The sequence below is a fragment of the Rhizobacter sp. genome (genome assembly GCF_031412075.1).
Taxonomy (GTDB): Bacteria; Pseudomonadota; Gammaproteobacteria; order Burkholderiales; family Burkholderiaceae_C; genus Rhizobacter.
This window is the reverse complement of the sequence record NZ_JANOCG010000548.1, coordinates 1-7,647: the sequence shown is the minus strand read 5'-3', so window position 1 is coordinate 7,647 and position 7,647 is coordinate 1. Positions and strand designations below refer to the sequence as shown.

Sequence of the window (7,647 nt, the reverse complement as noted above, 5' to 3'; positions counted from 1 at the left end):
GCTTTTCCGGCGGCCTGACGGGCGGTCATTCCCGCGGAGGCTTCTTCTCACTGCGTGAGACTGCGTCGGGATGTGCCCCCGACAGGGCAGTAACTTTCTTTTGCTTCGCCAAAAGAAAGTCACCAAAGAAAAGGCGACCCTGCTCGTCGGTCGGTCCTCGGGACCGACTGCTCTGCGCTGCTCGGTCATTGCAGCTCGCGCAGAACTCGCTACGCGGCCTGTGGCCGCTGCGCTCAAACAACCGCGCGAAGTCAGATGTGAAAGCACGCTACGCGTGCAGCCCCAAAGCCCTGCGCTGCTCGACGGCTCACCAAGGGGACCCGAGAGAAGGCTCGCCTTCGGCATCGTGTCACGCCTCGCTTCGCATCGGCGAGGCGAAGCCAAGCGCTTCAGACCCACGCAACGCGAGGCCAGCTGGCGTTCGTCTCCCCCTTCGGACGAGCAGCGCAAGGCAGCCCTCGCAACGCGAGGGCCGAGGAGGCTGGGGTCGCTTCTGTGCCAACTTTCTTGTCGACACAAGTTCGCGAAGCGGGGATCTGCTCACTTTGCGAAGCAAAGTTATGCAGATACCAAAGGAGGTCGGCCGCCGGGCCGAACACCCGGCGCGGCCTCACGCAGTGAACAAGAGCCACAACGCGAAGCGGCACAAGGGCTTCGATCCGTGAAGCGGACCCTGTCCTGAGCTTGTCGAAGGGTCAGCCCGAACGGAGGGGACGCGCGGCAGGCTCCTGGATTCCCGCCTCCGCGGAAACGACAAGCCGACCCAGGACTAGCACTTCCAGGCCAGTCCCCACACCCCATCCCCCACCCGACCTGTCACGCCGCCTCGCGAGACTCTTTGGTAGTCCATCAAACACAACAAGGAGCGTCCGATCATGCAAGAAGTCAACCGCCGAAGCTTTCTGGCTTTCATCGGCAGCACCGGCGCCACCGCCGCCGTCGGCGGCGCAGGCACGCTGCTGGCCAGCAGCAGCGCCTATGCGTTGCCGGTACCCGTCAGCTTCACGCCGGTGCGTGTGCCGTTCCCGCTGCCCATCTTCACCACCAACAACAACTGGCTGCCCACCGGCCTCAATGGCGTGGGCATGACCATCGCGTCGGTGGAAACCGGCGGCCCGGCTGTCGAGCTGCCCAGCTACACCGTGATCGACGACGTGGTGGTGGCCCCCGAGTTCGAGCGCTACGTCATCAGCGCCTGGGGCGACCGCCCGTTTGCCGATGCCAACCAGTACGTGGGCTTCAACGCCGACTACACCGGCTACATCCCGCTGTCGGGCACCAACGAAGGCCTGCTCTGGACCAACCACGAGTACGTGTCGTACCCGTTCTCCGAGATCTGCCCCGAATCGGCCATCAACACGCCGCCCGGCAACAACGTGTTCCAGCGTGTGATCGGCTTCGCACTGCCCACCACCAAGACCACCGAGTACATGGGCGAGTGCCTGTACAACGTGGGCGGCTCGATCCTGCGCATTCGCCGTGTCACGCGCGGCGGCCGCTTTGGTGTGGTCAACGGCCACGCCGACAACCGCCGCCTGCACGGCCTGTCGGGCCTGGCCGTCAACGCCACCCGCACCGACGCCTACTACACCACCGGCCGCACGACCACGCAGTACGCGACGGTCACCTCGTGGGGCGCGCTGCCGCACCAGGCCGGTGACAACAACTACCTCGAAGGCACCGGCCCGGCTGCCGTGCAAGTGTTCCCGCTCAGCAGCGACACGCTGGGCAACAAGATCATCGGCACGCTCGGCAACTGCTCGGGCGGCACCACCGCCTGGGGCACGATCCTGTCGTGTGAAGAAAACTTCCAGGCCGACGCCAGCGCGTTCTACCTGGGCGTGACCGAAGCCGTGCGGCCCAACGGCACGCAGACGGGCTACGTCTCCAGCGGCACACAAACCGAAACCGGCAGCCGCACTGCGGGCGCCGAATTCGGCCTGGTCGGTGAGAAGTACGGCTGGGTGGTCGAGGTCGACGTGAAGAACCCGGCTGTGCGCGCCAAGAAGCACACCGCGCTGGGCCGCTTCCGCCATGAAAACGTGGCCTTGCGCACCGATGCCGGCCAGCGCCTCGCCGCTTACATGGGCGACGACCGCCGTGGTGGCCACGTGTGGAAGTTTGTCAGCGATGGCGTGGTGAGCAACGTCACCAGCCCGGCCAACAGCAGCCTGTTCGAAAGCGGCACCTTGTACGTGGCGCGCTTCAACGCCAACGGTACCGGCACCTGGATCCCGCTGCTGATGAGCACGCCCACCAACCCGAACTCGCCGACGGCCATTTCGTCGGTTCAGTTTGCCAACGAAGGTGTGCGCGACCGCAATGGCCTGGTCAACCTGCCGCGCCGCAACGGTGTGGCCGGCCAAACGGTGGATGGCGGTTTCTTCGCCTGCACCACGCTCAACGAAGCCACCGCCTTGAGTGGCTACCAAGGCCGCACGCTGGCCGACTTCTACACCAGCCAGGGCGCCATCTTGTGCGACGCCTTCGCAGCAGCCAACCTGGTTGGCGGCACACCGGCCGCACGCCCTGAAGACGTGGAAGTGCACCCCAAGACCAAGGAGGTGTTCATCGCCTTCACCGACGGCGCGGCCGGCGGCGACGGTTATGCCGATTCACGCATCTTCACGGTGAGCAAGTACAACGCCGGCATCGCCACCGAGCAGCAAAGCGGCGGCTTGTACAAGCTGGTGGAGTCGGGCAACGATGGCGCCGCCACCAGCTTCACCTGGACGCGCTTCCTGCAAGGCGGTGAAGCCGGCGCCGCCAACGGCACCGGGTTTGCCAACCTCGACAACCTGGCCTTTGATGCCAAGGCCAATGTGTGGGGCGTGATGGACATGTCCACCAACCTGCACAACGGCATCGGCCTGGGCCTCTCGGCCACGCCGACCAACATCAACCACAGCCTGGTGGGCTCCAGCGCGGCCTCGAACCTGGTCGGCATCTACGGCAACAACTGGTTGTTCTGCATCCCGACCGAAGGGCCGGACGCGGGCAAGCAGCTGCCGTTTGCCATCGGCCCGACGCGTGCCGAAATGACCGGCCCGACCTTCGTCGGCGACCACCTGATCCTGGCCATCCAGCACCCGGGTGAAAACGCACCGATCGACGCGCAAAACACCGGCCCGCGCACCCGCTCGATCGAGATGCTCTCGCTCGACGGCACGAGCGTGTTCAACCAGACGCGCACCGTGCCCTTCGGCAGCCAGTGGCCGAGCAACACGATTGCAGGCAACACCTCGGGCATCCCGAAGCCGGCCGTGATCGGCATTCGCCGCAAGAACGGCGGCTCGTTCATCTGAGCCCGCGGCCACGACCCCTCACAAAATAGCCAGGAGAAATTCAAATGAAAAATCGCATTGCCGCAGCGGCTCTGCTGCTCGCCATGACCGGTGCGGCGCAAGCCGCCATGGTCACCCTCACCAACGAGTACCGCGTCGACTTCGCGAGCAACACCATCGACTACGCGACCGGCCTGCCCACGGGTTCGTCGTTCTTCGTCAGCGCCACCTTCGACGATGTGAACCTGGTCGACAACCAGCTGAGCATCGCCCCGGGTTCGCCGACCGACAGCTTCACGCTGAACTTCGGCAACTACAGCTTCAATGCCGCCAGCGACAACTTCGGCGGCCCGCTGATCCAGACCAGCGCCTCGCCCTCGGGGCTCGTGTTCTCGGGCCTGTTGTTCGAGACCCTGTTCAACATCGCCACCGGCCCCGGCACGGGTGAGTACCTGCTGAGCTTCACGGGCAACAGCTTCCAGCTCACACCCTCGGGCAACACCAGCGACTTCGTCAGCACCGGTGCCGTGCAAGTGGTGCCGCTGCCTGCGGTGCTGCCCTTGCTGTTGGCAGGCCTGGGCTTCTTCGGTGTGATCGGCCGGCGCAAGCAGCGCTGAGAAACCTGCACGTCATTCCCGCCTTCGCGGGAGTGACCGCGCGTAAAAAGAATCCGGGGAACAGCATGACGAATCGGTGGCAAACAAGGTGTGCGGCGCTGCTGGCAGCGCTGACCTGCGTGGTGAGCGGGACTGCTACGGCGTCGACCTCGGGTGTGGTCATCAGCCAGGTCTATGGCGGTGGTGGCAATGCCAGCGCGCCGTACCTGAACGATTTTGTCGAGCTGTACAACGCGGGAGCGGCATCGGTCTCCATGGCTGGCTGGTCTGTGCAGTACACGTCAGCCACCGGCACGAGCTGGGGCAGCCAGAAGGTCAACCTGAGTGGTGCCATCGCACCAGGCCAGTACCTGCTGGTCCAGCTGGGCAGCGGCGGTGCGAACGGCGTGGCCCTGCCCACGGCCGACTTCAGCGGCACGTTCAACATGAGCGCTACCGCCGGCAAGGTAGCCCTGGTGAGCAGCACCACGTCGTTGACGGCGGCCACTTGCCCGACAGACGCCACCATCGTCGACCTGGTCGGCTTTGGCAGCACGGCCAACTGCTCCGAGACTGCGGTCACGCCGGCGCCGTCGGCCACCAACGCGGTGCTGCGCGCAGCCGGTGGCTGCACCGACGCCAACAACAACAGCACCGATTTCGCCATTGGCGCGCCAACCCCGCGCAACGCTGCGTCGCCGCCTGGCAACTGCGGTGTGGTGGCTCAGCCCGTCGTCCCGTCATGCCCTGCCAGCCTGAACGTGGCCACCGGCGCGGCGGTCGAGTTCCCGCTGTCGGCCAGCGACGCCGACAGTATCGTCAACGCCGCCACCTTCCAGAGCGGCAACGCACCTGGCATGAGCCTCACCGCGTTCAACGCGGCGAGCGGCAATGGTGCGAGCGCCAGCGTGCGCCTGAGCCTGGCCAACACGGTCGCCGCCGGCAGCTACCCGGTGGTCGTGAACTTCAGCAACAACGCCAGCCAAGCGGCCACCTGCACCATCAACCTCAGCGTGGCCGCGGTGTCGCCGACCTTCACCCCGATCTACAGCATCCAGGGCAGCGGCACGACCAGCGGCCTGCTGGGCGCACGCACCACACGCGGGGTGGTCACCCAGGTCAACAGCAACGGCTACTACATCCAAGACGCCGCCGGCGACGGCAACACCACCACCTCGGACGGCATCTTCGTCTTCACCAGCGTGGCGCCCTACGTGTCGCTCGGCCAGTTGGTGCAGATCACCGGCACGGTGACCGAGTTCAACACCGGTGCGGCCGGCAACGCACTCACCGCCGCCAACCCGGTGACCCAGTTCACCAGCCTCACCAGCACCGTCTTCGCCGGCACCGGCAGCATCACGCCCACCGTCATCACCTTGCCCGTTGCGACGCAGGGTGACCTGGAGCGCTACGAAGGCATGCTGGTGCAGATCAACACGCCGCTCACGGCCTCGCAAAACTTCTTCCAGGGGCGGTATGGCCAGGTCACGCTGTCGGCGAATGGACGGCTGATCAAGCCGACCAACATCTACCGCCCCGGCACAGCGCTGGCCCTCAGCCAGCAAGACCTGAATGCACGCAGCAGCATCATGCTCGACGACGGCAGCAGCCTGCAAAACGTCAACCCCACGCCCTACATCGGCGCCGACAACACACTGCGCGCGGGCGACACGCTGCCCGCCGGCCTGACCGGCGTGATCGACTACGGCCTCGCCACCAACATCAACACGGGTCTCGCGATGTACCGCATCCACCCGAGCACACCGCCTGCGTTCACACGCAGCAACCCGCGCACCGCCGCGCCGCCCGCCGTGGGGGGCAACGTCAAGGTGGCGAGCTTCAACGTGCTCAACTTTTTCACCACCTTCACCAATGGCAACACCGCGGGGGGCCTCACCGGCCAGACCTGCACCCAGGGCAGCGACACGCCCAGCGCCTCGTTGTGCCGCGGCGCCAGCAACCTGGCCGAGTTCACGCGCCAGCGCGCCAAGACCGTGCAGGCCATGGCGGCCATCAACGCCGATGTGTTCGGCCTGATGGAGATCCAGAACAACGGCACGGTGGCGGTGCAAAACCTGGCCGATGCACTCAACGCCGTGGTGGGCGCCAACACCTACGCGGTGGTGCCCAACCCACCGACCACCGGCACCGACGCGATCCGCCTGGCCATGCTCTACAAACCCGGCACGCTCAGCCTCTCGGGTATATCGATGAGCGATGCCAACGCCGTGCACAACCGGCCGCCGTTTGCACAGACCTTCGCGACCGTGAGCAACGGCCAGAAGTTCAGCGTGGTGGTGAACCACTTCAAGTCAAAAGGCAGCTGCCCGGCCAGCGGCGTCGATACCGACCAGGGTGATGGCCAGGGCTGCTGGAACGAGCTGCGCAAACAGCAGTCGAGCGCCTTGCTCACCTTCATCGGCACGGTGCAATCCACCGCCGCCGACAACGACGTGATCGTGATCGGTGACCTCAACGCCTACGGTGTCGAAGACCCGATCGACGTGCTGACGACCGCCGGCCTGGTGAACCAGATTGCACAGGTCGACCCGGCCACCTACTCGTATGTGTTCGACGGCGAAGCCGGCTACCTCGACCACGCGCTGGCCACGCCCAGCCTGTCGGCGCAGGTGGCGGGCACGGTGCACTGGCACATCAATGCCGACGAGCCGTCGATCATTGACTACAACGAAGAGTTCAAGCAGCCGGCCTGCCCCACGTGCGGCCCTGACTACTACAGCGCCACCCCGTACCGCGCCTCTGACCATGACCCGGTGATCATCGGCCTGAACCTCTCCGGTGGTGCGGCGCAAACCATCAGCTTCGCCACGCCCGCCAACCGCGCGCTCAACTCGGGCAACTTCGTCGTCACGGCCACCGCCACCTCGGGCCTGGCGGTGAGCTTCAGCTCGGGCACCTTGTCGGTGTGCACGGTCACCCCCACCGGCACGGTCACGCTGGTCGCCACCGGCACGTGCACGCTGCACGCCAACCAGGCCGGCAACGCCAGCTTCGCGGCGGCACCGACTGTCAGCCGCAGCTTCAGCGTGACGGCCGCCGTGCCGGCGCAGAGCATCAGCTTCGCGCCGCTGCCCAACCGGCCGCTCGATGGCGGCAGCTTCACGCTCTCGGCCACGGCCAGCTCGGGCCTCGCCGTGAGCTACAGCAGCCTCACGCTGGCGGTGTGCACGGTCTCGGGCAACACCGTCACCGTGCTGGCGATTGGCGTTTGCACGGTCGCGGCCGACCAGAACGGTGTGCCGGGCTTCCAGCCGGCACCGCAGGTCACGCAGTCGTTCACGGTCACCGCAGCCACGGGCGGCGGTGACGGCGACGTGCCGACCTTGCCCGAGTGGGCGACGATTTTGATGGCCTTGTTCCTGCTCAGCGTGGGCATGGCGCGCAAGAACAAGGGCAAGGGCCGCTGATCCAAACGGAGTTCACACCATGATGAAAAAACTCATTGCCGTCCCCCTCGCCCTGGGCCTGATCGGCGCCGCCACCGTGGCCAACGCCGCCATCGTCATCAGCGCGGCCGGGCAGAACTACACGCAGGGCTTCGACACGCTCGCCAACACCGGCACCACCGCCACCTGGGCCAACGACAGCGCGCTCGCAGGCTGGAGCCTCTTCCGGCAGCCCGCATCCGGCACCGCCATCACGGCCGTCAACGTGGGCAATGGCAGCGGCAACGGCGGCGCGTTCTACAGCTTTGGCAGCGCGTCGAGCAGCGAGCGTGCACTCGGTGGCCTCGGCTCGGGCGGCGC

4 protein-coding genes are annotated in these 7,647 nt (G+C 66.4%); all 4 read left to right on the top strand.

Going from position 1 to position 7,647, the window contains the following annotated elements; genetic code table 11:
- Positions 1-875 precede the first annotated feature (875 nt).
- On the top strand, positions 876-3,305 hold the full coding sequence (locus RMO40_RS20420; RefSeq protein ID WP_309725276.1) for an alkaline phosphatase PhoX: 2,430 nt from the start codon (positions 876-878) through the stop codon (positions 3,303-3,305).
- A gap of 44 nt (positions 3,306-3,349) precedes the next feature.
- Positions 3,350-3,901 (top strand): VPLPA-CTERM sorting domain-containing protein, encoded by a 552-nt coding sequence (locus RMO40_RS20415; protein ID WP_309725274.1) that lies wholly within the window; start codon positions 3,350-3,352, stop codon positions 3,899-3,901.
- 65 nt (positions 3,902-3,966) lie between these two features.
- On the top strand, positions 3,967-7,308 hold the full coding sequence (locus tag RMO40_RS20410; RefSeq protein ID WP_309725272.1) for an ExeM/NucH family extracellular endonuclease: 3,342 nt from the start codon (positions 3,967-3,969) through the stop codon (positions 7,306-7,308).
- A gap of 19 nt (positions 7,309-7,327) precedes the next feature.
- Positions 7,328-7,647 (top strand): hypothetical protein (locus tag RMO40_RS20405; protein ID WP_309725270.1); only part of this gene is annotated, 320 nt, incomplete at its 3' end.